The sequence below is a fragment of the Kitasatospora sp. NPDC001132 genome (assembly GCF_053598415.1).
Genome location: NZ_JBSFKF010000013.1, coordinates 49,338 through 74,932 on the forward strand (window position 1 = coordinate 49,338; position 25,595 = coordinate 74,932).

At 73.4% G+C, this 25,595-nt stretch carries 26 protein-coding genes and 1 tRNA gene; 11 read left to right on the plus strand and 16 right to left on the minus strand.

Features of this window, described 5'->3' with window-relative positions:
• Positions 1-17: 17 nt before the first annotated feature.
• The 5 genes from ACWDBE_RS19375 to ACWDBE_RS19395 all read right to left on the minus strand — a co-directional run bounded on the left by ACWDBE_RS19375 (position 18) and on the right by ACWDBE_RS19395 (position 2,517).
• Positions 18-182 (minus strand): hypothetical protein, encoded by a 165-nt coding sequence (locus ACWDBE_RS19375; protein WP_392868417.1) that lies wholly within the window; start codon positions 180-182, stop codon positions 18-20.
• Positions 183-677: 495 nt separating this feature from the next.
• Positions 678-764 (minus strand) — tRNA-Ser (locus ACWDBE_RS19380).
• A gap of 92 nt (positions 765-856) precedes the next feature.
• Positions 857-1,381: a tRNA adenosine(34) deaminase TadA gene (gene tadA, locus ACWDBE_RS19385; protein ID WP_449808621.1), complete on the minus strand. Its 525-nt coding sequence runs from the start codon at positions 1,379-1,381 to the stop codon at positions 857-859.
• Positions 1,382-1,431: 50 nt separating this feature from the next.
• Complete coding sequence (locus ACWDBE_RS19390) at positions 1,432-1,989, minus strand: tRNA adenosine deaminase-associated protein (RefSeq protein WP_449788495.1); 558 nt, start codon at positions 1,987-1,989, stop codon at positions 1,432-1,434.
• Between the two features lie 324 nt (positions 1,990-2,313).
• Positions 2,314-2,517: a hypothetical protein gene (locus ACWDBE_RS19395; protein WP_392868779.1), complete on the minus strand. Its 204-nt coding sequence runs from the start codon at positions 2,515-2,517 to the stop codon at positions 2,314-2,316.
• 196 nt (positions 2,518-2,713) lie between these two features.
• On the opposite strand from ACWDBE_RS19395, the gene upp reads away from it, so the two are divergent.
• A complete protein-coding gene (upp, locus tag ACWDBE_RS19400; RefSeq protein ID WP_392868411.1) occupies positions 2,714-3,349 on the plus strand; it encodes a uracil phosphoribosyltransferase in 636 nt (211 codons plus the stop codon).
• Positions 3,350-3,431: 82 nt separating this feature from the next.
• On the opposite strand, the gene ACWDBE_RS19405 is transcribed toward upp, so the two are convergent.
• From ACWDBE_RS19405 to ACWDBE_RS19420, 4 genes are all read right to left on the minus strand, one after another.
• The gene (locus ACWDBE_RS19405; protein WP_449788534.1) at positions 3,432-4,112 is read right to left on the minus strand and encodes a LytR C-terminal domain-containing protein; all 681 of its coding nucleotides are present in this window, start codon (positions 4,110-4,112) and stop codon (positions 3,432-3,434) included.
• A gap of 270 nt (positions 4,113-4,382) precedes the next feature.
• The gene (locus ACWDBE_RS19410; RefSeq protein ID WP_030061387.1) at positions 4,383-4,679 is read right to left on the minus strand and encodes a type II toxin-antitoxin system VapB family antitoxin; all 297 of its coding nucleotides are present in this window, start codon (positions 4,677-4,679) and stop codon (positions 4,383-4,385) included.
• 471 nt (positions 4,680-5,150) lie between these two features.
• A complete protein-coding gene (locus ACWDBE_RS19415; protein ID WP_449808622.1) occupies positions 5,151-6,317 on the minus strand; it encodes a hypothetical protein in 1,167 nt (388 codons plus the stop codon).
• Positions 6,318-6,457: 140 nt separating this feature from the next.
• Positions 6,458-7,129, minus strand: a complete 672-nt coding sequence (locus ACWDBE_RS19420; protein ID WP_449788493.1) for a rhomboid family intramembrane serine protease — start codon at positions 7,127-7,129, stop codon at positions 6,458-6,460.
• 86 nt (positions 7,130-7,215) lie between these two features.
• On the opposite strand from ACWDBE_RS19420, the gene ACWDBE_RS19425 reads away from it, so the two are divergent.
• Positions 7,216-7,734 carry a YbhB/YbcL family Raf kinase inhibitor-like protein gene (locus ACWDBE_RS19425; protein ID WP_449788492.1) on the plus strand — a complete coding sequence of 173 codons (519 nt, stop codon included), beginning with the start codon at positions 7,216-7,218 and terminating at the stop codon, positions 7,732-7,734.
• Between the two features lie 9 nt (positions 7,735-7,743).
• Positions 7,744-8,628 carry a hypothetical protein gene (locus ACWDBE_RS19430; RefSeq protein WP_449808623.1) on the plus strand — a complete coding sequence of 295 codons (885 nt, stop codon included), beginning with the start codon at positions 7,744-7,746 and terminating at the stop codon, positions 8,626-8,628.
• On the opposite strand, the gene ACWDBE_RS19435 is transcribed toward ACWDBE_RS19430, so the two are convergent.
• Positions 8,625-9,632 carry a helix-turn-helix transcriptional regulator gene (locus tag ACWDBE_RS19435; protein WP_449808624.1) on the minus strand — a complete coding sequence of 336 codons (1,008 nt, stop codon included), beginning with the start codon at positions 9,630-9,632 and terminating at the stop codon, positions 8,625-8,627. The genes ACWDBE_RS19430 and ACWDBE_RS19435 overlap by 4 nt on opposite strands.
• A 133-nt stretch (positions 9,633-9,765) precedes the next feature.
• On the opposite strand from ACWDBE_RS19435, the gene ACWDBE_RS19440 reads away from it, so the two are divergent.
• The gene (locus ACWDBE_RS19440) at positions 9,766-11,280 is read left to right on the plus strand and encodes an MFS transporter (protein ID WP_449808625.1); all 1,515 of its coding nucleotides are present in this window, start codon (positions 9,766-9,768) and stop codon (positions 11,278-11,280) included.
• A 169-nt stretch (positions 11,281-11,449) separates the two neighbouring features.
• On the opposite strand, the gene ACWDBE_RS19445 is transcribed toward ACWDBE_RS19440, so the two are convergent.
• Positions 11,450-12,100 (minus strand): HhH-GPD-type base excision DNA repair protein, encoded by a 651-nt coding sequence (locus ACWDBE_RS19445; protein ID WP_449788488.1) that lies wholly within the window; start codon positions 12,098-12,100, stop codon positions 11,450-11,452.
• 417 nt (positions 12,101-12,517) lie between these two features.
• On the opposite strand from ACWDBE_RS19445, the gene ACWDBE_RS19450 reads away from it, so the two are divergent.
• From ACWDBE_RS19450 to ACWDBE_RS19460, 3 genes are all read left to right on the plus strand, one after another.
• Positions 12,518-14,989, plus strand: a complete 2,472-nt coding sequence (locus tag ACWDBE_RS19450) for a terpene synthase family protein (protein ID WP_449808626.1) — start codon at positions 12,518-12,520, stop codon at positions 14,987-14,989.
• Between the two features lie 125 nt (positions 14,990-15,114).
• Complete coding sequence (locus tag ACWDBE_RS19455) at positions 15,115-15,912, plus strand: VOC family protein (RefSeq protein WP_449808627.1); 798 nt, start codon at positions 15,115-15,117, stop codon at positions 15,910-15,912.
• Positions 15,913-15,963: 51 nt separating this feature from the next.
• Positions 15,964-16,473, plus strand: coding sequence for a DinB family protein (locus ACWDBE_RS19460; protein WP_449788485.1), 510 nt, complete (start codon positions 15,964-15,966; stop codon positions 16,471-16,473).
• A gap of 72 nt (positions 16,474-16,545) precedes the next feature.
• Here the strand turns inward: ACWDBE_RS19460 and ACWDBE_RS19465 are convergent, their stop codons facing one another.
• Positions 16,546-17,241, minus strand: coding sequence for an ArsR/SmtB family transcription factor (locus ACWDBE_RS19465; RefSeq protein ID WP_449808628.1), 696 nt, complete (start codon positions 17,239-17,241; stop codon positions 16,546-16,548).
• 229 nt (positions 17,242-17,470) lie between these two features.
• Between ACWDBE_RS19465 and ACWDBE_RS19470 the strand changes: the two genes are divergently transcribed.
• Positions 17,471-18,844: a hypothetical protein gene (locus tag ACWDBE_RS19470; RefSeq protein ID WP_449808629.1), complete on the plus strand. Its 1,374-nt coding sequence runs from the start codon at positions 17,471-17,473 to the stop codon at positions 18,842-18,844.
• On the plus strand, positions 18,841-19,614 hold the full coding sequence (locus ACWDBE_RS19475) for an isocitrate lyase/PEP mutase family protein (RefSeq protein ID WP_449808630.1): 774 nt from the start codon (positions 18,841-18,843) through the stop codon (positions 19,612-19,614). Before ACWDBE_RS19470 ends, ACWDBE_RS19475 begins: the two co-directional genes overlap by 4 nt.
• A gap of 137 nt (positions 19,615-19,751) precedes the next feature.
• Here the strand turns inward: ACWDBE_RS19475 and ACWDBE_RS19480 are convergent, their stop codons facing one another.
• Entirely contained in the window at positions 19,752-20,516 is a 765-nt protein-coding gene (locus tag ACWDBE_RS19480; protein ID WP_449808631.1) for a TetR/AcrR family transcriptional regulator, read from the minus strand.
• A gap of 266 nt (positions 20,517-20,782) precedes the next feature.
• On the opposite strand from ACWDBE_RS19480, the gene ACWDBE_RS19485 reads away from it, so the two are divergent.
• Both ACWDBE_RS19485 and ACWDBE_RS19490 read left to right on the plus strand, forming a co-directional pair.
• Positions 20,783-22,297 carry an MFS transporter gene (locus ACWDBE_RS19485; RefSeq protein ID WP_449808632.1) on the plus strand — a complete coding sequence of 505 codons (1,515 nt, stop codon included), beginning with the start codon at positions 20,783-20,785 and terminating at the stop codon, positions 22,295-22,297.
• A 95-nt stretch (positions 22,298-22,392) separates the two neighbouring features.
• On the plus strand, positions 22,393-23,196 hold the full coding sequence (locus ACWDBE_RS19490) for a helix-turn-helix domain-containing protein (RefSeq protein WP_449808633.1): 804 nt from the start codon (positions 22,393-22,395) through the stop codon (positions 23,194-23,196).
• Here ACWDBE_RS19490 and ACWDBE_RS19495 read toward each other — a convergent pair.
• From ACWDBE_RS19495 to ACWDBE_RS19505, 3 genes are all read right to left on the minus strand, one after another.
• Positions 23,193-23,618, minus strand: a complete 426-nt coding sequence (locus tag ACWDBE_RS19495) for a VOC family protein (protein WP_449808634.1) — start codon at positions 23,616-23,618, stop codon at positions 23,193-23,195. The genes ACWDBE_RS19490 and ACWDBE_RS19495 overlap by 4 nt on opposite strands.
• 143 nt (positions 23,619-23,761) lie before the next feature.
• A complete protein-coding gene (locus ACWDBE_RS19500) occupies positions 23,762-24,967 on the minus strand; it encodes a hypothetical protein (RefSeq protein WP_449808635.1) in 1,206 nt (401 codons plus the stop codon).
• A gap of 201 nt (positions 24,968-25,168) precedes the next feature.
• The gene (locus tag ACWDBE_RS19505; RefSeq protein WP_449808636.1) at positions 25,169-25,588 is read right to left on the minus strand and encodes an SRPBCC family protein; all 420 of its coding nucleotides are present in this window, start codon (positions 25,586-25,588) and stop codon (positions 25,169-25,171) included.
• Positions 25,589-25,595: the final 7 nt, after the last annotated feature.

Sequence of the window (25,595 nt, forward strand, 5' to 3'; positions counted from 1 at the left end):
GAAGGGGCGGCCGTCCGTCACTTGATCAGACCGGTCATGAAGGCGCCGACCGCCTTGGCCGCGTTCGAGATCCCCTCGAACCCGAGCTGCACCAGCTCGGCGGACCGCGAGGGGGAGGTGATGATCGAGTAGAGCACGAAGACGAGCAGGAGGACCATGCCGATCTTCTTCGCCTGCGCCATCGGGTGACCTTCCTCCGAGCCGTGGGCCGCCGTCATCCGGTCCCCGAGCGGCCTGCAGGGGCAGCTTATCCACCCGGACGGGCTATCAAGTGTGCGACGCGTTCGGCCGGCGGGACGAAGGTCCCCGCGAGTGAGGCCTTTCTCCGGGTGCCCCGTCGTGGGCCGGGCGGCAGGATGGAAGACGTACCGAGGATCTGGCAGGAATCCCCGGTGCATGGATCCGGAGCTCCCCGCTGTGGGACCGGTGGCCGCGGCTTCCCCCCGACGCGGCGCCGGTTGTGGGACTCCGCCGGGGGAGCGGTCAGTCCCCCCGAGCCGCTCCCCCCTCCAGGCTCCGTACGGACCGGGCACCGGTGGTCATCGGCCCGGGGTACGGAGCCGTTTTCGTTCCCGCTCCCGTGCCCGCGCCGACCCGTGCACGGCGCCGGTGGGCGGCGCACCGACCCGACAAACGCCGAGGGCCCGTCCGGATCGGACGGGCCCTCGGGCTTCGAGCGGTAGCGGTGGGATTCGAACCCACGGTGGAGTTGCCCCCACACACGCTTTCGAGGCGTGCTCCTTTGGCCGCTCGGACACGCTACCGAGAGGAACTCTACCGGAGGGGTGGCGCAGTCACGAAATCCGTACCGCCACGGCGTCCGGCGGGCCGTCGGCGGCGGGTGTTCAGCGGGTGTTCAGCGGTGGGTGCCGAAGAAGGCACGCAACTGCTCGCCGCACTCCTCGGCGAGGACGCCCCAGACCACCTCGGGGCGGTGGTTGAGCCGGCGGTCGCGCATCACGTCGAAGAGCGAGCCGGCCGCGCCGGCCTTCTCGTCGAGGGCGCCGTAGACCACCCGGTCGATCCGGGACAGCACGATGGCCCCGGCGCACATCGTGCACGGCTCCAGCGTGACGACCAGTGTGCAGCCGCTCAGCCGCCACTCTCCGATCTGCTCGGCCGCCTGCCGGATCGCGACCACCTCGGCGTGCGCGGTCGGGTCGCCGACCGCCTCGCGCTCGTTGTGGCCGCGCCCGATCACCCGGCCGTCCGGGCCCAGGACGAGCGCCCCGACCGGTACGTCCCCGGTGGCCGGCGCCAGCGCGGCCTCGGCGATGGCGAGGCGCATCGGCGCCGCCCAGCGGTCGCGGACCGGGTCGGGGCGGACGGGGGCGGGCAGCGGGGGGACGTGCGGGACGGTCAGCGAGGTGGCGGGCTGCATGGCATCCAGTGTCGGGTATCCGGTGGCGGACACCGGCACGGCCGACCCCGCTACCGGACGGCCTCCAGGACCTCGCCGCAGCCGAGGGCCTCGGCGATCTCCTCCAGGGCGTCGCCCGGCACCGCGCCCTCGCCGCTGAGCGCGAGCAGTTCCTCGGAGGCGAGGCCGAACTCGGTGAGCAGGTGGGCGTCGCCGAGCGGGCCGACCGGGACGCCGCCGCGGACGTCGGCCTCCTCCTCGTCCTGCTCCTCGGCCTCCTCGGACTCGTCCAGCAGGTGGTCCAGGTCGCCGAACTCGCTCTCTCCGGCCTGGTCGACCAACTCGTCGGTGAGGACGGAGCCGTAGGAGCTGCGGGCGGCCGCGGCGCCGTCCGACACGAAGATCCGCGGGTCCTCCTCGCCGTCCACGCGGACGATGGCGAACCAGACGTCCTCCTGTTCGATGAAGATCAGGACGCTGTCGTCGTCCTGGGCGGAGTCGCGGGCCAGGTCGGCCAGATCGGCCAGGGTTTCGACGTCGTCGAGCTCCGTCTCGCTCACATCCCACCCGTCCTCGGTGCGAGCAAGCACTGCAGCGAAGTACGCCACCAGGGACACTCCCAAGATCATCGGTCTCGGCTGCCGGCGCGCACGGGCAACGCGGAAAACTGGCCGCCCCCGCGCCAGAGGCGGTCCGCTTGTTCGGACCGTCCCATCGGAATCGTGACAGAAAGCCCGCCCTCGCGGGGGGTGTTCGGCAGCGCGTCTTTGCAGGTCGTGTCGGAAGGACCGGGTGGCGGAGGGCGTTTTCCGGCCGGGGCGGTCCGAAGCCGGTCGAAATTTGCTCCGAACGCCGGAAGGGGGCCGCCGCCTCCGATCGCGGGCGGTCCGGGGCCCGCGCCGGGTGCGCGTCAGGATCGCGTCAGGACGGGCCGGGGGCGCCTCCGGGCCGCGTCAGATCCGGAAGGTTCGCATCCGCATCGCCTCGCGCATCCGCCGCTCCTTGGTCCGCCGGGGCTGGACCCGCTCCCGCAGTTCGCGCGCCTCGGTGAGTTCGCGCAGGAAGACGGCCCGCCGCTTGCGGCGCTCCGCCTCGGTCTCCGGGTGGTCGTACGGCGGGCCCTGGCTGCGGCCCGCCCCGTCGAAGGGCTCGTCCATCGAGCCGTCCCCGGCGTTCGGGTTGCTCGTCATAAGACGTGACATTCCCAGAACGGTCCGGTTGATACCACAGAAGGCACTTCCGTCCGAACAGCCGCGGCGGGTCACGGCGTGTCACCGGCGCGTCACCCGCACTGGCGCACGGGTGGGGCACGGCGGGTCGTACACCCGTCCAGGGGCGGGCTAACCTCGATACATGCGTCTCCACGTCGTCGACCACCCCCTGGTCGCCCACAAGCTCTCCACCCTGCGCGACGAGCGCACCGACTCGCCGACCTTCCGTCGCCTGACCGACGAGCTGGTGACCCTCCTCGCGTACGAGGCCACCCGGGACGTCCGCACCGACGAGGTGGAGATCACCACGCCCGTGGCGGTCACGCTGGGTACCCGGCTCAGCTACCCGCGCCCGCTGGTGGTCCCGATCCTGCGGGCCGGCCTCGGCATGCTGGACGGGATGACCCGCCTGCTGCCGACCGCCGAGGTCGGCTTTCTCGGCATGGTCCGCAACGAGGAGACCCTCGAGGCCTCCACCTACGCCACCCGGATGCCGGACGACCTCTCCGGCCGCCAGGTCTACGTGCTCGACCCGATGCTGGCCACCGGCGGCACCCTGGTCGCCGCGATCAGGATGCTGATCGAGCGCGGCGCGACCGACGTCACCGCCGTGGTGCTGCTGGCCTCCCCCGAGGGCGTCGAGGTGATGCGACGGGAGCTGGCGGATCTGCCGGTCACCGTGGTCACCGCCGCCCTGGACGAGCGGCTCAACGAGAACGGCTACATCGTCCCCGGCCTGGGCGACGCGGGCGACCGGCTCTACGGCACGGCCGGCTGAGCCCGCCCACCCGAACCACCGAACACCGAGAGCCCCCGGCACTGCGTCTGCCGGGGGCTCTCCTGTCCGTCCGACCGGTGGCTCAGCAGCTGCCGGTGGCGGTCGGGGTGGGAGAGGGCTTGGTGGCCAGCGCGAGGGCGGCGGCCGCCTGGGTCTCGTCCAGCAGGGCGTTGTAGCTGTCGCCGATCACGAAGTCCACGCTGGCGTCGGTGCGGGCGTCGGCGGTGACGGCGGCCCCGGCGATCTGCGAGCTGACCAGGGTGCCCGCGCCGGCGCCGGTCGGACCGGCGATCACCTGGGCGGTGCCCGGCACCTTCTTGTCCAGCTCGGCCGGGGCGTTGCCGACCTTGCCGATGACGAAGCCGCGCTTCTTGAACTCCTCGGCCGTCCGGCCGGCCAGACCGGCCTTGGTGGTGGCGTTGTAGATGTTCACGGTGACCGCGGTGGGCTGCGGGACGGCGTTCGGGTCGCCCTGCCCGGCGGCCGGCGCACCGGCGGCGGGGGCGCCCGGGGTGGCCCCCGGGGTCGGGGCGGCCAGGGCCTTGCCGGACGGGCTCGCGCAGGCCTGCGCCGAGGCGTTCTTGTTCCTGCCGGTGAAGATGTCGTACAGCTGTACGCCGCCGAGCGCGACCAGGGCCAGGGCGAGCAGGGCGGCGAGCGTGGCGACCACCTTGCGGCTCTTCTTCGGGGGCCGGCCCAACCGTGGGTAGGTGTTGCCGGTGACGCGGTACTGCTTCCCCTTGAGGCCTCGGGGAGTCAACATGCTCACGGTTTGTCTCCCCCTCGTGCCAGGGCGGGGTCGGGATGACGGATCGGCCGGGTGGGGACTTCCCCCGGTGCGGGCGGAATCCCCTGGTCGCGGCCGTAGTCAGCAGCGTAGTGCCGTACGGCTTCGAAGGTACTAAACGATCATCATCTGGCGTACCCCGGTACCCGAAAGGGGGTACCGGGGTACGGACGGACCGCCCTCCGCCTGGTGGCGGGGGCGGTCCGGAAGGTCCGTGCGGGAGGGACGGCCCCGGGGTGGGGCCCGTCACTCCATTTCGAGGACACGGGCGTGCAGCACCTGGCGCTGCTGCAGCGCCGCGCGGACGGCCCGGTGCAGACCGTCCTCCAGGTAGAGGTCGCCGTGCCACTTCACCACGTGGGCGAAGAGGTCCCCGTAGAACGTCGAGTCCTCGGCCAGAAGGGTTTCGAGGTCGAGTTGACCCTTGGTGGTCACCAGCTGGTCGAGTCGCACCGGGCGCGGGGCGACGTCAGCCCACTGGCGGGTGCTCGTCCGGCCGTGATCCGGGTACGGCCGCCCATTGCCGATGCGCTTGAAGATCACACGGAAAGCCTACCGTTTGGGCGGCGGATGGCGCAGCAGCCGCGGCGCCGCCACGCGCGCCGGTGTGAACTGCGCATGGACGAATGCGGCTGTTTGGTGGGAAATGTCGCGAACATCGCCCGGTGCCGATCGGGTTCCGCGTCGACGCCGAAGCGTTCCGAAGCGTTCCGATCCGCTCAGGAGTGTGCACCGATGGCCTCCGGCCTCACCCCTCCGGCCGCCCGGAGAGCGCCGACGGGTGAGCCTTCACCGGGCCCGCGCTCGACCTCGGTGGGGTGCTGTTGGACGGCGCCGCGTACCCGGACGCCCGGGTGCGCATCCCGCTGGGCGGGCGCGCTCGGCGGGCAGGCGGTTCGGGCAGGAGATCTCGCTCAGCCTGTTCGGGAGGCCCGAGCGGCGCCGCCGCGCGGCGGCTGAGCGGCCAGGTGGGCGACGGTGCCGGCTGACCGGCCGCCAGGGGGCGCCGGGCGGTCAGCCGGCGAGCGCGGCGCCGATCCGGTCCAGGGAGGACAGCCGCATCAGGCCGTAGTGGTAGAACTCCACTTCGGGGACGCCGAGTTCGCGCAGGGTGGTGATCTTGGCGGCGAGGTTCTCCGGGCCGTCGCAGTCGGAGGACATCGGGCGCAGGATCACCGCCATGGACCGTGGACGGACGCCGTGCAGGGCGAAGGCGGCGATCTTCTCCCGGACGGCCTCAGGGGTCCGCTCGTAGCCGAGGGTCTCGACCTGGTCGGTGACCTGCGCGAGGGCGGGCAGGTCGATGCCGGCGAGCCAGCCCCTGCCCGGGCCGCCGCCGTCCATGAAGCTCAGCCGCATGCCGTGCCGGCGGGCCTGCTCGGTGAGGTCGGTGGCCAGCGAGGTGACGGTGGCGGCGGAGGCGTCCACGTAGGCGGCGAAGGCGCCGTCGGCGAGGGCGCTCAGGTCGGCCGGCTCGGCGGCCGCGGACTCGTCGGCCAGCCGGCGGCGCAGCTCGGCGCGGACCGCCTCGGCCACCTCCTCGGCCGGGACCCCGGCGGCGGTGGCGGCGGCGCGGCAGTGCGGGCAGAAGCAGACCCCGAGCAGGGCTTCCGCGGTCGGGCCCAGTTCCTCGAAGTAGCGCTCGTGGTGGTAGCCGTGGCGCAGGCCGTGGAAGTGCAGGGACTCGGCGCGGATCGCGTCCACGCCGTACCGGGCCAGTTCGGCGACCAGGGTCAGCGCGTACTCCCTGACCTCCGGGTTCGCCGGGCAGAGCTCGGTGAGGTGGCGGTCGCCGAAGGCGTTGGCCGGGGCGCAGTCGGGGTGGGCGAAGCCGAGCCGGTCGTTGTGGCAGAAGACCGTCCAGGCGTGCAGCTTCAGGCCGCGGCGGCGGGCCTCCTCGGCGGCCTCGGCGAAGGGGTCGCGCTCGCCGATCGCGGTGGACGGCACGGGCGCGAGGCGGCGGCCCAGCCAGCGGACCGGGTCGGGACGGAAGTACGCCGCGCCCGGCTCCAGGTGGCGGAGCACCCGGCGGGGGTTGTGCGGGAAGACGTCGCGGGCCTCGTGGTAGACCGAGGCGAGGGTGACGCCGCCGACCCCGGCGCGGTCGGTGAGGTTGCCGAAGAAGGTGTCGGCGCCCTCGTCGAGCAGGTCGGTGGCGAAGGCGAGGACGGACGACTCCACGGTGCGGCTCCGGAGCTGGGGGAGGGTGAGCCGTCCACGCTATCCGCAGGGGTCGGGATTGGTCTATACCTGATGGCCCAGGTGGGTTGCGGGGGCCGCGGCCGACTGTGACGCCGGCCGCGGGGCGGCCGAGGCGCCGGCTACAGGCCGAGCTCGTCCAGCTGCTTGAGCAGGGCGGTTCCCGGGCTGTCCGGGGTGCTCGCCTGCTTCGCGGCCGACTGCGGGGCCCGCTTCGCGGCCGGCTGGTTGCGGAGCAGGACGGCGGCGGCCAGTCCGCCGATCAGCCCGCCGAGGTGGCCCAGCCAGCTGACGCCGGGGGTGACCGGCAGCACCCCGATCAGGATGGTCGAGTAGACCACCGCGACGACGGTGCCGACCACCGCGTCCAGCACGTTGCGGTCCAGGACGCCGCGCAGCACCACGTAGCCCAGGTAGCCGTAGACCATGCCGCTCGCGCCGGCCGTCACGGTGTTCGGGCTCTCCAGCAGCCAGACCAGCAGGCCGCCGGACACCGCGATCACCAGGCTGGCCAGCAGGAACTTCCGCATGCCCCGGTAGGCGGACAGGAAGCCGAGCACGAACAGCGGCCAGGAGTTGGCCTCGATGTGGCTCCAACTGAAGTGCAGGAACGGCGAGGTGAACATCTCCGGCAGGTCGCCGACCTGCTCCGAGCGGAGGCCGAACTCCCGCGACAGCCCGTAGTCGTCCAGCCAGTTGGCCACCTGCACCGACCAGATGACGGCCTGGACGCCGAGCATCGTGAACAGCGCGCGGCGGGAGTCTGCGAACAACTGGGCGAATTTGGCGGCCATGCCACCGACTCTAGGGGCGCCGGGAGCGCGCGTGCACCCCATTACAGTGACCTCTGTCATTCCGACCGTGAGAGGTGGCACACCCCATGAGCAATCGCCCGCCGCTGCCGTACGAGTTCCTGCCGAAGGTGCCGTCGTTCCGGCTGAGCAGCCAGGACATCACCGAAGGGGGCACGTTGGGGCAGGAGTTCATCCACGCCGGCGGCAACCTCTCGCCGCAGCTGTCCTGGTCGGGCCTGCCGGAGGGCACCCGGAGTATCGCGGTCACCTGCTACGACCCGGACGCGCCGACCGGCTCCGGCTGGTGGCACTGGCTCGCCCTCGGCCTGCCCGCCGACACCACCGAGCTGCCGCGCGGCGCCGGGTCCTCGGACGCCGACCTGCCCGGCGGGGCCTCCTTCCACGGCCGCAACGACTTCCCGTCCAACCGGTACGACGGCGCCGCCCCGCCGCCCGGCGCCCCGCACCGCTACGTCTTCGCGGTGCACGCGCTGGACGTCGAGAAGCTGGACGTCACCGCCGACACCCCGCCGGCCCAGGTGGGCTTCAACCTCACCTTCCACACCCTGGGCCGGGCGCTGCTGACCGCCGAGTACGGGGTCTGAGCCTTGGCCGTGTCCGATCGTCCGGTCGAGGTCTGGCGGCTGCCCGAGGAGGACGTCCGGGCCGGCCGCCGGGCCCTGACCTGGACGGTCGGGCCGGGCGGGGAACTGGCCGTCCTGGTGGTGCCGGAGCAGTACGCGGCGCCGGCCGGATCGTGGCCGTACGCCCGGCTGCCGTTCGACGGCGAGGTGGTGGTGCGCGGCCCGCAGGGCGAGTGGCGGGTGCCGCTGGCGGGGGTCGGGGTCCCGCCCGACCTCCTGGCGCTGCTGCCGGGCGGGCGGGTGCTGCTGGCCGGGTGCCGGGCCGAGGAGTCGACGGACGGCTGGGAGCGCAACGGCCTGGTGTTCGGGCCGGACGGCAGCCCGGCCCGGGAGCTGCAACTCGGCGATGACGTCCAGGCGTTGACCACCGACCGGGACGGCCGGATCTGGCTGGCCTTCGGGGACGAGGGCAACTACGGCGACAACCCGCTGGCCCGGTGCGGTCTGCTCGGGCTGGACACCGCCGGGCGGATCGTCTGGCGGCCGGACTTCAGGGAGCTGGGCGACGAACCGCTGGAGGGCCTCGCCGCCGCCACCGAGGGACGGCGGACCTGGCTGGCCTGGTACGGGGAGCGCAGCCACCTCACCGGTATCGACCCCGCCGAGGGCAAGCCCGTCGTCATGCGACTGCCGGCCCGGCAACCGGTCGGCTTCGCGATCGCCGGGGACCGCGCCGTGTTCCTCCAGCCAGGCGGCGAGCTGCTGCGCTGCGAGCGGGAGAGCCGGAAGGGCTGGCGGGAGGTGCGCCGCGAGCGGGTGGGCGGCCTCGGGGAGCTCGACCGGGAGCGCGCGTACGGCCGGGACGGGGCGCTCTGGTTCCGCTCCGGCAACGGCTGGTACCGGGTCGGGGCCTAGACCTGGGCCTGATCCCCCGCCGTGTGCTGGGCGTGGGACCGGTCCTCCGGGCCCGCCGCGTGCTGGGCGCGGGCGGCGAGTCGGCGCAGGTGCTCGCGCAGCGCCGGCGGCTCGTGCACCTCGAAGGCGCAGTCCAGCGACAGCAGCCGCATCGCCGTCCACTCCAGCGAGTCCGAGCGGGAGCGGAGCCGGCAGCTGTGCGCGTCGATCGGCTCGACCTCCGCGTCGCCCGGCCGCAGGCTGTGGCCGACCCGCTCGGCGGGGGCGTGCACGGTGGCGACCACGGTGCCGCTCGGTGACGGGCGGCGCAGCTTGCCCGCCACGTACGCGGCGGCGTCCTCGGCGGGGAGCGGGCGCGGGGTGAAGCGCACGCCGGTGGTGGCCGGGCCGCTCACCCGGTCGACCCGGAAGAGCCGCCAGTCCGAGCGGTCCAGGTCGTAGCCGACCAGGTACCAGCGGCGGCCGACCGAGACCAGCCGCTCGGGCTCGACCTGCCGCTTGGTCTCGGCGCCGTCGTACGCCCGGTAGCCGAAGCGCAGCCGTTCCCGGGCGGTGACGGCGCGGGCGAGCACGGTGAGGTCCTCCGGGTCGACGGTCGGGCCGTCCCCGGTGAGCAGCGGCACGGTCGCGGAGTTGAGCGTCCCGACCCGGTGCCGCAGCCGGCCCGGCAGCACCTGGAGCAGCTTGCCGAGTGCCCGTACCGAGGCCTCCTCGATGCCGACCACGGCGTGCCCGGCTGCCGCGCGGAGCCCGACCGCGATGGCCACCGCCTCCTCGTCGTCCAGCAGCAGCGGGGGCATCGCCGTGCCCGCGACCAGCCGGTAGCCGCCGTCCGCGCCCATGCTGGCCCGCACCGGGTAGCCGAGCTCGCGCAGCCGGTCGATGTCGCGCCGGATGGTGCGGGGGCTGACGCCGAGACGTTCGGCGAGCTCGCTGCCGGGCCACTCGCGCGGCGTCTGGAGCAGGGACAGGAGGCTCAGCAGCCGGGCAGGGGTGTCGGTCATGCCGTCCAGCATGCCGTCCCGGCGGGCGGCGGCGGGCGGCTGCCAACTGGGACAGGTTCTGACCTACATGCCCCGTACTGTCATGGGCGTGGAGAAGAGCGTCCCGGACGTGCGTAAGAAAGAGGACAACCGAATGAGCACCGCGGCAGCGGACCGGAGGAGGTGGATCGCGCTGACGATCGTGATGGTCGCCTCCTTCATGGACCTGGTGGACGTGACCATCGTCAACATCGCGATCCCGAGCATCCAGCAGGACACCGGCGCCTCCTTCAGCGCCATCCAGTGGGTCACCGGCGGCTACGCGCTGGCCTTCGCGATCGGCCTGATCACCGGCGGCCGGCTGGGCGACATCCACGGCCGCAAGCGGGTGTTCCTGATCGGGATCGGCGGCTTCACGCTGGCCTCGGCGCTGTGCGGGCTGGCCTCCGGCCCGGAGATGCTGGTCGCGACCCGACTGCTCCAGGGCGGAACGGCGGCGCTGATGGTGCCGCAGGTGCTGTCGATCATCCACGCGACCTTCCCGGCGGAGGAGCGCGGCAAGGTGTTCGGCCTGTTCGGCGCCGTGGTCGGCCTGGGCGCGGTCTCCGGCCCGCTGATCGGCGCGCTGCTCACCGAGTGGGACCTGTTCGGCCTGGCCTGGCGCCCGATCTTCCTGATCAACCTGCCGGTCGGCATCGCCGGGCTGCTGCTCGGCCGCCGCTTCATCGACGAGTCGAAGGCCGACCAGGCGCTGAAGCTGGACCTGGTGGGCGTGGCGCTGGCCAGCCTCGGCCTGCTGATGCTGATCTACCCGCTGACGCACGGCCGGGAGGCCGGCTGGCCGCTGTGGGGCTACCTGTCGATGGCCGGCAGCCTGCCGGTGTTCGCGCTGTTCGTGGCGTACGAGCGGGTCAAGACGCGGCGGGACGGCTCGCCGCTGGTGGAGCTGGCGCTGTTCCGGGTGAAGTCCTTCGCGGCCGGGATCTGCGTGCAGCTGGCCTTCGGCGTGGCGCTCGGCATCTACTTCCTGGTCTGGACCCTCTACATGCAGGTGGGGCTGGGCTGGAGCCCGCTCAAGGCCGGTGCGACCGGCATCCCGTTCTCGATCGCGGTCTCCACGGCGGCCGGGCTGTCGGTGCAGAAGCTGGTGCCGCGGTTCGGGCGGAAGGTGCTGCAGACCGGTGCGCTGGTGATGGCGGCGGGCGTGCTCGTCTACATCTGGGAGGCGGACCGGTACGGGACGGCGATCACGGCCTGGCAGATGGCGCTGCCGCTGGTGGTGATGGGCCTCGGGATGGGGCTGATCGTCGCGCCGATCACCGACGCGGTGCTGGCGGAGGTGCCGCGCGAACACGCCGGTTCGGCGTCCGGGCTGATCAACACGGTGCAGCAGGTGGGCAACGCGCTCGGGCTCGGCCTGGTCTCGGTGGCCTTCTTCGGGGCGATGGACGACGTCGTCGCGCCGGAGGCGCTCGGGACGGCGTTCGGCGGGGCCTTCGTGCACGCGATGTGGTGGGTCGCCGGGGTGCTGCTCGCCGTGTTCCTGCTGATGTTCGCGCTGCCGCGGCGACGCAAGGCGGCCGGTTCTGCCGGGGCGGCGGCCGGATCGGTCGGTGCCGACGGCTCGGCCGGTTCCACCGCGGAGGAGCAGGAGCCGGTCCTGCTCTGACGGAGTGCTCCCGTGCGCGGGCCCCGGTCGCGCGGCGCGGCCGGGGCCCGCGTCGCGCTCTGGGAGGGCCCGGTCGGCGTACGGCCGGCGGGGCGGGCGGTCGGGTGGGTCGGTCCGGCCAGTCGGGTCGGTCCGATCGGTCTGACCAGTCGGGTCGGTCGGTCGGTGATCAGCGCGCACCGGTCGGGGCGGCGGCGGAGGCGACGGATGTGCGGGTGGTGGTGCGCGGCTTGGCGGCGGCCTTGGCCTCCTTCGCCACGCGTTTCATCTCCTGCTTGAACTCCCGTACCAGGACCAGCGATTCGGGCCCGGTGATGTCGGCCACCGAGCGGTGCGCGCCCTCCTCGCCGTACACCCCGGCCGCCTCGCGCCAGCCCTCCGGCCGTACCCCGTACTGCTTGCCGAGCAGGGCCAGGAAGATCTGCGACTTCTGCTTGCCGAAGCCGGGCAGGGCGTTGAGGCGGCTGAGCAGCTCCTTGCCGGTGCGGACGTTCTTCCAGAGCGCGGCGGCGTCGCCGTCGTACTGCGCGACGAGGAACTGGCAGAGCTGCTGCACCCGCTTGGCCATCGCGGCCGGGTAGCGGTGGACCGCGGGCTTCGCGGAGAGGAGCGCGACGAACTCCTCCGGGTTGTAGGTGGCGATCTCGTGGGCGTCCAGGTCGTCGTGGCCGAGGCGCTGGGCGATGGTCAGCGGGCCGGTGAACGCCCACTCCATCGGGACCTGCTGGTCCAGCAGCATGCCGACGAGCGCGGCGAGCGCGCTGCGTCCGAGCAGTTCGTCGGCCTCGGGCTGCTGTGCGAGCCGAACGGTGACGTTCATGGGCTTGCCCTCCTCGGAGTTGACGTCGGGTCGGCGCCCAGTCTGGTGGAAGCGGCGTTGCCGTACGCAGTCAACACGCCCGTCACCGGGGATCTTGTCTCTTCAAGGCCTTGCCGGATCTGCATTGTTCGTTGGCGGAGCGGTTGTCGAGGACAACGGTGGAGTGGCGCGGAATGGCGCCCGCCGCGGCCTCCCTCGCCCTCGGCCTCGCGTCCTGAACCGGGGCCGCCCCTACGGGTCTTGCGCGTGGGGGCGGTTGTCGGGGTGTGCGGGGGCGGGGAGGGCGCTCGGCCGGGTGGGTGGATTTTGGGAGGGGCGGTGAGTCATTTCATATGACTATTTTTGTTGTGCCGGTGCGGTGACCTGACGGCAAGTCATTCTTGGTCCATCCGAAGCATCCAGAAAGGCCCGCCCGCCGTGACCCAGCCGTTCGAACTGCCCTCCTTCTACGTGCCGCACCCGGCACGCCTCAACCCCCATCTGGACGAGGCACGGGCCCACTCCACCGCCTGGGCCCGGAAGATGGGGATGCTGGAGGGATCAGGAATCTGGGACCAGGCCGACCTGGACGCCCACGACTACGGCCTGCTCTGCGCGTACACCCACCCCGACGCGTCGGCCGAGGCGCTTTCGCTGGTCACCGACTGGTACGTGTGGGTCTTCTTCTTCGACGACTACTTCCTCGACATGTTCAAGCGCACCAACGACCGCGACGCGGGCAAGGCCCACCTCGACCGGCTGCCGCTGTTCATGCCCGCCGACCCGGGCGCCGAGCTGCCCGAGCCGGAGAACCCGGTCGAGGCGGGGCTGGCCGACCTGTGGCGGCGCACCGTGCCGGCGATGGGCGAGGACTGGCGGACCCGGTTCGCCGCGAGCACCCGGAACCTGCTCGACGAGTCGCTGTGGGAGCTCGCCAACATCGGCGAGGGCCGGGTGGCGAACCCGGTGGAGTACATCGAGATGCGCCGCAAGGTCGGCGGTGCGCCCTGGTCAGCGCAGCTGGTCGAGTACGCGGCCGACGCCGAGGTGCCGCAGGAGGTGTCGGGCTCGCGGGCGCTGCGGGTGCTGATGGACGCCTTCTCCGACGGCGTGCACCTGCGCAACGACATCTTCTCGTACCAGCGGGAAGTGGAGGACGAGGGCGAGCTGAGCAACGGCGTCCTGGTGCTGGAGCGGTTCCTGGAGTGCTCCACCCAGGAGGCCGCCGAGGCGGTCAACGACCTGCTCACCTCACGGCTCCAGCAGTTCGAGAACACCGTGTTCACCGAACTGCCGGTGCTGTTCGCGGAGACCGGGCTCGACCCGGCGGGCCGCGCCCGGGTGATGGCGTACGTCAAGGGCCTCCAGGACTGGCAGTCCGGCGGGCACGAGTGGCACCTGCGCTCCAGCCGGTACATGAACGGTGGTGGGGCGGCCGGTGGTTCGGGCGGTGAGGTGGCGCCCGGATCGGGCGGGGCCGGGGGCGGCAACTGGTGGGACCAGTACGCGATCGGGGGCATCGGCACCTCGGCGCTGGACATCCTGCGCAGCACCGCCATGACGGCTCCGGCAGGCCCGGCAGGCCCGGCGGCCTCGGTGGGGAAGCGCGCGACGGCGGCGGCCAGGGGCGCGGCGGGCCCGGAGGGACGGCGGGCGCGGTCGTACGGCCACGTGCCGTACCGGGCGGTCGGGCCCTCCAGGCTGCCCGAGTTCAGGTTGCCGTACGAGCTCCGGCTGAGCCCCCACCTGGACGGCGCCCGGGAGCGCGTGGTCGAGTGGGCGGAGCGGATGGGACTGCTCTCGGCGGAGCCGGGCGCCCCCGCGTCCGGCATCTGGGACGCCGCGTCGATGCGCGACTACGACCTCCCGCTCTGCGCGGCCGGCATCCACCCGGACGCCACGGCCGACCAACTCGACATCGCCTCGGCCTGGTTGGCCTGGGGCACCTGGGCCGACGACTACTACCCCCGGGCCTTCGGGCACACCCGTGACCTGGGCGGCGCCAAGGCCGCCAACGCGCGGCTGTCGCTGTTCATGCCAGTGGACGGCACTCCCGCACCGGAGCCCGCCAACGCGCTGGAGCGCGGCCTCGCCGACATCTGGGAGCGCACCGCCGGTCCGATGACCGTCGAGGCCAGGGGCCGGTTCCGGACGGCGGTCGAGGCGATGCTGGACAGCTGGATCTGGGAGCTGGCCAACCAGATCCAGAACCGGATCCCGGACCCGGTGGACTACCTGGAGATGCGCCGCTCCACCTTCGGCTCCGAGCTCACCACGAGCCTCTCCCGCCTCGGCCACGGGGAGTCCGTGCCGCCGGAGGTGTACGACCACGGCTCGATGCGCGCGCTGGAGAGCTCCGCGATGGACTACGCGTGCATGATGAACGACCTCTTCTCGTACCAGAAGGAGGTCGAGTACGAGGGCGAGCTGCACAACACCGTCCTGGTGGTGCAGAACTTCTTCAACTGCGACTACGAAGCGGCGGTCCGGATCGTCGACGACCTGATGCACTCGCGGCTGGACCAGTTCCAGCACGTCGCGCAGAAGGAACTCCCGGTCATGTACGCGGACTTCGGGCTGGAGCAGGCGGCCCGGGAACTGCTCGACGGATACGTGGGCGAACTGCAGAACTGGCTCGCGGGCATCCTGGGTTGGCACGAGGGCTGCCGGCGGTACGGGACGGCCGACCTGGAGCGGCACTTCGGCGCGGGACGGGACCTGGCGGAGGCCTCGGGGGCCCGGAGGGCGGCCACGGCGGCGGCCGCCGAGGCGCGTACGGGTCCGGCGGGTCCGGCGGGGCCGGTGGGTCTGGTGGCGCCCTCGGTGCCCACGGTCGCGGCGATGCCCCCGGTACCGCTCGGCCCGACCGGCCTGGGGACGGCCTCACTGCGCCTGTCGGCCGGCGGCTGACGTTGCGGGGGCGTACCCGCGCGGGCCATCCCGTGCGGGTGCGCCGCGTCGTGGCTAGGCTGGCGAACCGGGGGTGGCACGCGCCCTCCCGGCGCGCGCACTTCGCCACACACGAGGGCAGAAAGATGGCTGCGCTACCTGAGGGCACACCCTGCTGGGCCGACGCGATGTTCACCGACCTGGAGGGCGCGAAGGCCTTCTACGGCCACGTACTGGGCTGGACCTTCGGCGAGAGTTCGTCGGAGTTCGGCAACTACACCCAGGCGTACTCGGGCGGCAAGGCAGTCGCCGCGATCGTGCCACCGATGCCCGGCGCGGAGGCCAAGTCCACCTGGTGCCTGTACCTGGCCTCGCCGGACGCCGGAGCCACCGCGGCGCGGATCCGCGCCAACGGCGGGGAGGTGGCCATGGGGCCGCTGCAGGTCGGCGACTTCGGCACGATGGTGCTCGCCAAGGACCCGGCCGGCGTGGTGTTCGGGGTCTGGCAGGCCGGGCGGCACGAGGGCTTCGAGAAGCAGGGCGAGCCCGGCGCCTACAGCTGGGCCGAGCTGGTGACCCGTGAGCCCGCGAAGGCGGACGCCTTCTTTCCGGCCGTGTTCCCGTACGGCGTGCGGAAGATGGAGGGCGGGGACTTCGACTACCGGCTGTTCCAGGTCGGGGATCGGCCGGTGCTGGGCCGGATGGGCGCGGAGGGCGACTTCCTGCCGCCCGAGGCGCCCTCGTACGTCAGCATCTACTTCGCGGTGGACGACACCGACGCCGCGATCGGACGGCTGACGGAGCGCGGAGGCAAGGTGCACTTCGGGCCGATGGACAGCCCGTTCGGCCGGTTCGCGGCGGTCGGCGACCAGCAGGGCGCGGCCTTCGGGCTGATCGACCTCGGACGGACGGTCGGCGATCAGCCGAAGACGGTGAAGGCCTGACGGGCGGCGGATCGGCGTGCTGAACGACGGGACGACCGAGGGGAGTTGCTGATGGATGAGCGCGAGGAACTCGTCGAGACGCTGGACAAGCACCGCGGCCTGCTGCGGCGCACCGTCCGGGACCTCACCGACGCGCAGGCGGCCGAACGCACCACGGTCAGCGACCTGAGCCTCGGCGGACTGATCAAGCACGTGGCGGCGGTCGAGGCGCGCTGGGCGCGGTTCATCACCGGCGGCGCGGAGGCGATGCGGGGCAGGGAGGGCGAGCACGGCCCCGGCGAAGCGGAGGCCTGGGCGGCCCAGTTCCGGATGGCGGAGGGCGACACGCTTGCCGGACTGCTCACCGAGTACGAGCGGGTGGCGCACGAGACGGACGAGCTGATCCGGACCCTGCCCGACCTCGGCCTCGCCCATGAGCTGCCGGCCGCGCCCTGGTTCCCGCCGGGGACGGCCTGGTCGGCCCGGCGGGTGGTGCTGCACCTGATCGCCGAGACCTCGCAGCACGCCGGGCACGCGGACATCATCCGGGAGTCGCTGGACGGGGCGAAGACGATGGGCTGAGCGGGACCGGGCCGGTCGGGTGGCGCTGCTGGGGGCGGGTGGACGCCCCCCGCCACCAGGCGGCTCGACGCTTCAGGGCAACTCGACGCCGAGGAGCTCGCGCAGCGCCCGACCGCCGTCCGGAGTGACCCGAAGCGCCCGGCCGGAGCCGATCCGCTCCACCCAGGCACGGTCCAACGCGGCCCGGCAGAGCGCCGCGCCCAGCGCCCCGCCCAGGTGCGGGCGGCGCTCCGTCCAGTCCAGGCAGCCGCGCACCACCGGGCGCCCGCCCGGACGGCCCGAGCGCGGCGGCAACTCGATCGCCTGCGCGGCCAGCCAGTCCCGGCCGCGCTCGGTGACGGCCAGCCCGCCCTCCTCGGTGACCAGGCCGCGAGCGAGCAGCGCGTCCGACACGGCGACGCCGAGGCGGCCGGCCAGGTGGTCGTAGCAGGTGCGGGCGCGGGCCTCGGCGCTCAGTCGGGTGGCCTCGCCGAGGGTCCGGGGTGCGGTCGTGCGGCCGGGGCCGGACTCGGCGAAGACGGTGAGGTCCTCGATCAGCGTGGCCACCGCGGGCGTGGCCAGCTGGACGTACCGGTGCCGGCCCTGCCGCTCCTCGGCCAGCAGCCCGCCCGCGATCAGCCGGGACAGGTGCTCGCTGGCCGTGGACGGCGCGACGCGCGCGTGCCGGGCCAGCTCGCCGGCGGTCCAGGCGCGGCCGTCGAGCAGCGCGGTGCAGATGGCGGCGCGGGTGGGGTCGGCGAGCAGGGCGGCGAAGGCGGCTAGCGTCATGCCTCCATGGTCGGGCCACGGGGGCGTGTTCGAGGGACTGAGCGCGGGTGGGGCCGAGTGCGGAAGGTCTGGCGCGGCCGGGTGCGGAGGTTCAGGCGCGGCCGCGTGCGGGGGCCGGGGCGGTCGCCGGGGCGGGGCCGCGTGGGGGAGCGGAGCCGGGGACATGCCTCCAGGATCGCCCCGGCACGGTTCGGCCGGCGCCGAAACGACCCGCGGCCACGATGGCGGCATGAGCGAAACCACGGCGGTCGCCGGCCCCGCGACCATGACCTTCTCCCGCTACGACGACGTCACGGCGGCGCTGGCCGACCCTGCGCTGGTCCCGCCGCCCGCCGAACCCGCGGCGCCCGGCGCCGCCCCCGGCACGGTGGCCTGGCTGCGCTCCACCGTCGCCCGGTTCAGCTCGGGTGCGCCGCACGACCGGCGCCGGGCGCTGGTGCTGGCCGACCTGGAGCGCCTTGACCCGGACCGGCTGCGGGTGGCCGCGGCCGCCGGCTTCGAGCCCGACGTCCGGCTGCGGGTGGTCCGGGTGCTCGCGGCGGAGCTCGGCCTGGCCGACCCGGAGGCGGTGGCGCGGGACGTCGCGACCGTCTCCCGGGCGTACTTCGCCGACGGCCCGCACTCCCCGGCGGAGGACGCGGCGGTCACCCGGCTGCTGCCCGCGATGGGGGACGGGGACGAGGAGACCGCCGCGAACCGGATCGGCCTGCTCGTCCAGGCCTGCGACGCCACCGCCGCCCTGGTCGAGGGCGCCCGTGGGCACGAGGACGGTCTGGCCGGCGTGCTGCGCGCGGACCCGCCGATCCGGACGATGCGTCGGCTCGCCGTCCGGGCGACCGCGCTCGGCGAGGTCGTGGTACCGGCCGGGACGCTCGTCCTGCTCGACATCCAGGCCGCCCAGTCCGGCGCGCCCGAGGGTGTCGCGCTCACCTTCGGTGCACCGCCCAGGAGTTGCCCGGGCCGCTCGCAGGCCCTGGTCATCGCCGAGGGCATCCTGTACGGCGCCTCCGATCCGGCGGACACCGATGCGTCCGCTGCTGCGCCGCCGTTCGTGCGGGACCTCGGAAAGGGTGAACTCGCCGCGCTGGTACCGGCGATGGTCGACCACGTGCTCGCGCTGGCGGCGGGCTGGACGGCCTGGGACGGTCGCCCGATCGTCAACGCCGACGGGCGGACCTACGCCCCGCACAAGGCGGTTCGCCGCATCGCCGACCATCTCCTGGACCACCTGGCCGAGTTGGAGGCCCGACTGGCGGGCCGGCCGACCGAGCCCGACCACTGGCACGCCTCCGGCGCCACCACCCCCGCCGACCTCGCCCCGTTCACCATCGCCGACCTGGACGAGGCCCGCAGCCGACTGATCCGGCTGGCCGCGATCTGGTCGCAGCGGATCGCCGCGCTGCCGGACGAACGGCTGGACGACTCGCCGGGGACGGGCTGGAGCTTCCGGGAGCTCGTCGGGCACGTCGCCGAGGCGGGGTACTACTACGCGGAATCGGTCGGGAGCACGTCCTGCGCGACCGCCGACCCGGTGGGCACAACCGCCGACCCGGCCGGTGTCGCCGGAGACCGTACGAACGACCCGACGGAGACGACCCGATGACCCCCTTCGCCGCCCTGCACCACCGCCCCGGCCGCCCGCTGCTGCTCCCCAACGCCTGGGACCACGCCTCGGCTCTCGCCCTCGCCGCCCAGGGCCACCCCGCGATCGGCACCACCAGCCTGGGCGTGGCGGCCGTCGCGGGCTTGCCCGACGGCGCCGCCGCCACCCGCGAGGAGACCGTACGGCTGGCGCGCCGGCTCGGGTGCGCCGACTTCCTGCTCAGCGTCGACGTGGAGGCCGGTTTCAGTGACGACCCGGACGAAGTCGCCGAGCTCGCAGTGGAGTTGGAGGCGGCCGGGGCGGTCGGCATCAACCTGGAGGACGGTCGGGCGGACGGCTCGCTGACCCCGTCCGCCCGTCATGCCGCGAAGATCGCGGCGGTGAAGGCGGCCGTGCCGGAGCTGTTCGTCAATGCCCGCACCGACACCTACTGGTGCGGGCAGGATGACCCCGAGACGGAGGCGCTCCGGCGCCTGGAGGTCTACCAGCAGGCGGGCGCGGACGGCGTGTTCGTCCCCGGACTGTCCGATCCGGCGGCCATCGGCCGGCTGGTCGGCGCGCTCGCCGTCCCGCTCAACATCCTCTGGACGCCGGCCGGCCCGGGCCTCGCCGAGCTGGCCGCGCTCGGGGTGGCCCGGGTCAGCCTCGGCTCACTGCTGTACCGCGCGGCACTGGCGGCGGCGGTGGCCACGGCGGCGGCCGTCGCGGTGGGCGAGCCGGTCGGTTCGGTGCCGGGGTATGCGGAGGTGCAGGCGCTCAGCGGGAGTTGAGCACCCCTAGGGCAAAGGCGCCTGCCCATGGGGGAGTTGATCCCCCGAGGGGAGCCGAGTCCCCCGGGGGGAGCCGAGTCCCCCGAGGGGAGTCGAGCCCCCCGAGGGGAGTCGAGCCCCCCGGGGGGCCGGCGTCCTCAGGCCTGGCGGCTGGCGGCCAGAGCCGCCTCGACCCCGTCCAGGATGACGTTGACGCCGCGGGCGAAGCTGCTGTCCCGGCCCGCGGCGACCTCGTCCGGAACCTCGGTGGTGTACAGCCGGTGCAGCCGGGGGAAGTCCTTGGTGGCCTCGATGACGGCGGGCAGCAGCTGGTTCATCCACTCCTGCTCGTCCTGGCCGCTGCGGGCCAGCGCGTTCACCCAGGAGGCCTCCACGGCGGCGGTCCCGATGGTGTAGCCCATGACCGCGCTCATCGCGTCGTTCGCCTGGCCGACCTCGAAGCCGGCCGTCTCCAGCACGGCCAGCAGGGCGTCGGAGAGCCGCATCCAGTTGGGGCCGAGGTAGATCATCCCGACGTCGCCGATCACCGAGACCATCCACGGGTGGCGCATGATGGCCGCGCGCATGCTCTCGGCGCACTCCATGACCGTCGCGCGCCAGACCTTCGGGTCCTCGGAGCCCTCGGCCCGGGGCTGCGGGAGGGTGCCGAAGACCTGGTCGACGACCAGGGCGAGCAGCTCGTCCTTGTTGGCGACGTGGGTGTAGAGCGAGGTCGCGCCGGCGTTCAGTCGGGCGGCGAGCTTGCGCATGCTCAGCGCCTCGATGCCGTCGGAGTCCAGCAGCGCGAAGGCCTCGGCGACGATCTGCTCGCGGCTGAGGGAGGGCTGCTCCCTCCGTCGCTGGGGCCGGTTCCACGGCAGGGGGATGCCCGGGGTCGTACCGTCCTCTGATTTGGCCGCCATGTGGGCCCTCCTCACCAGTCGTCCGGACCCGGTCCGGTCCGGCGCAGCCCGCAGCGGCTGCTGCGAACAGTGTACGGCGATGCGAACGGTGTGCGGAGGTCGAACGGTGTACGCGGTTGCGAACAGTGTGCGGTGTCCGTACAGTGTTCGGAGCGGCGCACACCGTACCCCAGGGGACGGAGGTCGGTGTGCCCGCGCCGACTTCCGCGCGGCCGACGGCCCGCGCCCGATCCGGAGTTCATCCGCAGTCCAAAGGGGGAAACGCCGTGGAACGTCATCCACAGCGCTGGCTCATCCTGGTCGTGCTCTGCCTGAGCAGCCTGGTGCTGGTGATCGACAACATGGTGCTCACGGTGTCCATCCCGCCGATCGCGGAGGACCTCAAGGCCGGGGCGCAGGACATCCAGTGGATCATCGACTCGTACATCCTGGTCTTCGCCGGCCTGCTGCTCACCTCGGGCAGCCTCTCCGACCGCTTCGGACGCAGGAAGGTGATGATCGTCGGCCTCGTGCTGTTCGGTGCGGCCTCACTGGTCGCGGCGTACGCCGGAAGCCCCGGTGAGCTGATCGCCGGGCGCGTCCTGATGGGCGTCGGCGGTGCGCTGGTCATGCCGAGCACGCTCTCCATCCTGATCACCGTCTTCGACGACGAGGAGCGCCCGAAGGCGATCGCCGCCTGGACCGCGGTGGCCATGATCGGCCTGGTCGGCGGTCCGGTGCTGGGCGGCGCGCTGATCGCGCACTTCTGGTGGGGCGCGGTCTTCCTGCTCAACGTGCCGATCGCGGCGGTCGCCATCCTCGCCGCGGTGCTGCTGATGCCGGAGTCCAAGGGGCCGTGGCGCCGTCCCGACCTGCTGGGCATGGTGCTGTCGATGATCGGCATGGCGGCCCTGGTCTGGTCGATCATCGTGGTGCCCCGGGACGGCTTCACCAGCCCGAGCACCCTCGGCGCGCTCCTCCTCGCCGTGGCCGCGCTGGTCGGCTTCGCCGTCCGGCAGGTCCGCACCGACTCGCCGATGGTGCCGCTGAAGCTGTTCCGCAACCGGGTCTTCACCGGCGCCAGCTTCTCGCTCGTCCTGCTGACCTTCGCCACCGGCGGACTGATGCTGGTCCTCACCCAGTACCTCCAGTTCGTGCTGGAGTTCTCGCCCACCGACACCGGCCTCGCCTTCATCCCGCTGGCCATCGCCTCGCTGGTGTTCAACGCGCTGGGCGCGGTGCTCGGCAAGAAGGTCCCGGCGCGGGTGCTCACCTCGATCGGCATGCTGATCATCGCGGGCGGCTTCGGGCTGCTGGCCACCCTCTCGGTCGGCGACGGCTTCACCAAGGTCGCCCTGGCCATGCTGGTGCTCGGCATCGGCTCCGGCCTCGGCATGCCGGCCGCCGCCAACGCGCTGATGGGCGCCATCCCCAGCGAGCACGCCGGCGTCGGCTCCGCGCTCAACGACACCATCCAGCAGTCCGGCGCGGCGCTCGGCGTGGCCATCCTCGGCACCGTGCTCTCCAGCACCTACACCGGCGCGATGCCCGCCGCCGCCCCCGAGGCCGCCCGCCACGACATCACCGGTGCGCTCGCGGTGGCCGGCTCCACCGGGGACGGCGGGCTGGTCGCGGCCGCCCGGGAGGCGTTCAACACCGCCACCTCCACCACCTTCACGGTGGGCGGTCTCGCGGTCGTCGCGGCCGCGGCACTCACCCTGGTGCTGATGCGCGACGGGCGGAAGGGCCCCGACGCGGGGGTCGAGGGGCCGGCGGAGCCCGCGTCCTCGCCGGTCGGCTGACCTCCCCCCTCCGGGCCGATGGCCCCGGCCGCCCCACCGCGGCCGGGGCCATCGGCGTGCGCGCGTCCCCGGCCCGCGGCGCGTAGCCTCACGCCATGCACTCGTCCTCGGCGTACCAGGAGCGCGCGTCCCGGCTGCCCGGCGCGGTCGTGTGGACGAAGCGCGCCGTCGGGCGTACGGGCGCGGCCCGGGTGCCCGTTCCTACAGCCACCCTGCCTGCCCGTGCGGCGCCCGCCCTGCCTGCCCGTGCGGCGCCCGCCCTGCCCGTCCGTGCGGCGCCCGCCCTGCCCGTCCTGCCCGACGGCTGCATGGACCTGCTGTGGACGGAGGGCCGGCTGCTGGTCGCCGGACCGGACAGCCACGCCTTCCACCCCGACCCCGCACTGCGCGGCCCGTGGGCGGGCGTACGCTTCCACCCCGGCGCCGCCCCCGCGCTGCTCGGCGTACCGGCCCACGAACTCCTCGACCGCCGCGTCGAGTTGGCCGACCTGTGGCCGTCCTCCGCGGTCCGGCGTCTCACCGAACGCATCGACGCCGCTCCCGATCCGGCCGCCGCACTGGAGGCCCTGGCCCTGCGGCTGGCGGCCGAGGCCCGGCCCGAGGACCCACTGGTCCGCGCCGTGGCCGCCTCGCTCGCCGCCGGACGCTCCGTCGCCGCGACGGCCGAGACGGTCGGCCTCGGAGCACGCCAACTCCACCGCCGCTCGCTGGCCGCCTTCGGCTACGGTCCCAAGACCCTCGCCCGGATCCTGCGCATGCAGCGCGCCCTGGCCCTCGCCCGCGGCGGCGTCCCGCTGGCCGACACGGCGGCCCGCACCGGCTACGCGGACCAGGCCCACCTGGCCCGCGACGTACGGCAGTTGGCGGGCCTGCCGGTGACCGCGCTGCTGCGCTCCTAGGGGGTGTCGCCCTGGCTCGCCCGCAGGGGCGCGAGCAGATCCACCCCGTTGCCGTCCGGATCGTGCACCACGGCGTACCGCTGTCCCCAGAAGGCGTCCCACGGCGCCAGCTCCCCGTGGTACCCGGCGCCGGTCAACTCCCCGTACAACGCGTCCACCCCCGCAGGGCTCCCGCAGTGGAACGCCAGCGCCGTCCGGGTGCCGCCGCTCGGCGGCCGCCAACCGGGATGGAACGACCGAATGGTGGCCTCGGCATCGAGCACCAGCAGCGGCCCGCCCGGCAACTCGCCCTCGACGTGCGGCTCCCCCTCCGCCCCCTCGGGAAACCCCACCCCCAACCGCCGGTAGAAGGCAACCGACGCGGCCACATCCGAAACGGCCAACCCGACGAAGGCGAACCGCGGTACACGTGTGCTGTCCATGCCCGCCACGCTAGACACCTGCCGCCCACCCGGTCTTGAACGAATCGGACACCCACCGCCGCCCGCAGCCCCGGGCGCACGGGAGGTCGGGCGGGCGGTCTCCGCCGTTCCGGGCCTGACGGGCCACGTCACGGCCCCGGGGCTCAGCCGCCGCCGTAGGTGCTCTGGGTCACGGCGAAGACGTTGCGTCCGCCCGTGGTCTCCTGCAGCGACCACAGCAGGTCGGGGTTGGTGGCGTCCTCCCAGTAGGAGAGGCTCTCGCCGCCGCTCACCCAGGCGAAGGTCGAGGGGCCCGCGGTCGGGGTCCAGTAGTAGAGCTGCTTCTGTCCCGAGGAGTTGAACCACCACCGGCCGTTGTGGGAGGCCACCCCGTTGAGCCTGTACCAGGGCAGCTGGAGGGCCTGGCTGGCGGTCGTCGTCGCGGCGAACGTCGTCGCCCCGGTCGCGAACGGGAAGCGGACGGCCCTCGACGGGCGGTTGGGGTAGTCGGTGCAGCCCGACTGGCAGGTGTACTCCGTCATCACGATCGACTTGCTGACCCGGTCGAGGGAGACCGAGGACCACACCAGCTTGTCGGCGGCGGTGGTCTGCGCGGTGATCGTGCCGACCTGGGGCAGCACGTAGGCGTAGTTGTGGGCGTAGTAGGTGGTGCCGGACTGGCGGCCGATCTGGTCGGCGGTGCCACCGGTGTCGGTGTTCAGGATCTTGCGCATGTCGAAGACGCGCATCCCGCGCCCGGTGTCGGCGACGTAGAGGTAGTCGCCGTACCAGGAGACGCCGCCGGCGTGGATCGGGATGTCCTTGAAGTCCGGCGCTGCCGCGGTGCCGGTCGGCTCCACGAGGAGGATCTTGCGGTAGGTGTTGGGGTAGGTGGCGTCCCAGTCGGCCAGGGTGATCCGGCTGCGCTGCTGGGCGCCGTCGCAGCCGTCCTTGGTGTACCAGCTCACCAGCACGAGCTGGTGGCCGTCGTAGTTGCCGCTGTTCGCCGTCCCCACGGCGTCCCGGCTCGTCGTGATGCCCTGCGGGACGCTCTGGCAGTCGGAGTTGTCGCCGTCGTCGAACCGGAAACCGGTGGACAGGCCGGCGACGGAGAAGGACGAGGGGAGCGCCTGCCGGGTGTGGTTCGCGTTCTCCATCACCGTGTGCACGGCGGAGGTGCCCAACGTCGTGACGAGGGCCGAGTTGAGCGTGTCGAACCGGTGGTAGTCCGCGGTGAGGGTGTAGTCGGACGCGGTCAGGGCCGTCGGCGCCGTGGCGGCCGCCGCCGGAGGCGCCCCGGCGAGCGCGCCGGTGACGAGCAGGCCGGCTGCCAACACCGTTCGTGCCGCGGTTCTGATGTGACGGATCATCAAGGCTTGCCTCTCCGTGTGAATGGATCAACGGGGCCACTCACGCTAGGGGCGCTCTGAGCATGTCCGCAACACCCCGAGGCGGCCGGGGCGGCGCCCGAAGCCGCTGCCGCTCGGCCGAACGCCAGCACCTCGACCGCCTGCTCCGTCGGCTCCGTACCGCGCACGTTCCCGCCCCCGGCCCGGCGCAGGACCCGGAAGTCATCGGGAAGCGGGGGCGGCAGTGGCCTCCAGCGTCTTCCGGATCGTCCGGACTCCCTGGTCGACCATCGCGGCGATGGGCTCCGCCAGGCCGTGCGGCTGCACGTCGGTGATCCAGACGAAGCGGCTGCGGACGCCGGCTTCGGCGAACACCTGCGTGGAGGCGTGGTGGTGGAGGACGTTCAGGGAGCCGCCCCCCACCGCGTAGGCGATGCGCCGGGCGCCGTCGCCCAGCGAGACGATGAGCTCGCGCACCACCGTGCCGTCCTCGAAGGTCACCACTCGGACGTCGCCTTCGACGCGGGTGTCGGTGACGAAGCCGGGGGCGAGTCTGCGGTGGACCTCACCCCAGTCGCGGATCGCTGCCCAGACCTCTTCGGGGGTGGCGTCGATCGGGACGGCTCGGTGGATGGTTGCCACGGGGATT

Coding starts and splice junctions, on each gene's coding strand:
- ACWDBE_RS19375 (WP_392868417.1), bottom strand. CDS start 182: ATGGCGCAGGCGAAGAAGATCGGCATGGTCCTCCTGCTCGTCTTCGTG.
- tadA (WP_449808621.1), bottom strand. CDS start 1,381: ATGCAGCCCGCCACCTCGCTGACCGTCCCGCACGTCCCCCCGCTGCCC.
- ACWDBE_RS19390 (WP_449788495.1), bottom strand. CDS start 1,989: ATGATCTTGGGAGTGTCCCTGGTGGCGTACTTCGCTGCAGTGCTTGCT.
- ACWDBE_RS19395 (WP_392868779.1), bottom strand. CDS start 2,517: ATGGACGAGCCCTTCGACGGGGCGGGCCGCAGCCAGGGCCCGCCGTAC.
- upp (WP_392868411.1), top strand. CDS start 2,714: ATGCGTCTCCACGTCGTCGACCACCCCCTGGTCGCCCACAAGCTCTCC.
- ACWDBE_RS19405 (WP_449788534.1), bottom strand. CDS start 4,112: ATGTTGACTCCCCGAGGCCTCAAGGGGAAGCAGTACCGCGTCACCGGC.
- ACWDBE_RS19420 (WP_449788493.1), bottom strand. CDS start 7,129: ATGGCCGCCAAATTCGCCCAGTTGTTCGCAGACTCCCGCCGCGCGCTG.
- ACWDBE_RS19425 (WP_449788492.1), top strand. CDS start 7,216: ATGAGCAATCGCCCGCCGCTGCCGTACGAGTTCCTGCCGAAGGTGCCG.
- ACWDBE_RS19435 (WP_449808624.1), bottom strand. CDS start 9,632: ATGACCGACACCCCTGCCCGGCTGCTGAGCCTCCTGTCCCTGCTCCAG.
- ACWDBE_RS19440 (WP_449808625.1), top strand. CDS start 9,766: ATGAGCACCGCGGCAGCGGACCGGAGGAGGTGGATCGCGCTGACGATC.
- ACWDBE_RS19445 (WP_449788488.1), bottom strand. CDS start 12,100: ATGAACGTCACCGTTCGGCTCGCACAGCAGCCCGAGGCCGACGAACTG.
- ACWDBE_RS19455 (WP_449808627.1), top strand. CDS start 15,115: ATGGCTGCGCTACCTGAGGGCACACCCTGCTGGGCCGACGCGATGTTC.
- ACWDBE_RS19460 (WP_449788485.1), top strand. CDS start 15,964: ATGGATGAGCGCGAGGAACTCGTCGAGACGCTGGACAAGCACCGCGGC.
- ACWDBE_RS19465 (WP_449808628.1), bottom strand. CDS start 17,241: ATGACGCTAGCCGCCTTCGCCGCCCTGCTCGCCGACCCCACCCGCGCC.
- ACWDBE_RS19470 (WP_449808629.1), top strand. CDS start 17,471: ATGAGCGAAACCACGGCGGTCGCCGGCCCCGCGACCATGACCTTCTCC.
- ACWDBE_RS19475 (WP_449808630.1), top strand. CDS start 18,841: ATGACCCCCTTCGCCGCCCTGCACCACCGCCCCGGCCGCCCGCTGCTG.
- ACWDBE_RS19480 (WP_449808631.1), bottom strand. CDS start 20,516: ATGGCGGCCAAATCAGAGGACGGTACGACCCCGGGCATCCCCCTGCCG.
- ACWDBE_RS19490 (WP_449808633.1), top strand. CDS start 22,393: ATGCACTCGTCCTCGGCGTACCAGGAGCGCGCGTCCCGGCTGCCCGGC.
- ACWDBE_RS19495 (WP_449808634.1), bottom strand. CDS start 23,618: ATGGACAGCACACGTGTACCGCGGTTCGCCTTCGTCGGGTTGGCCGTT.
- ACWDBE_RS19500 (WP_449808635.1), bottom strand. CDS start 24,967: ATGATCCGTCACATCAGAACCGCGGCACGAACGGTGTTGGCAGCCGGC.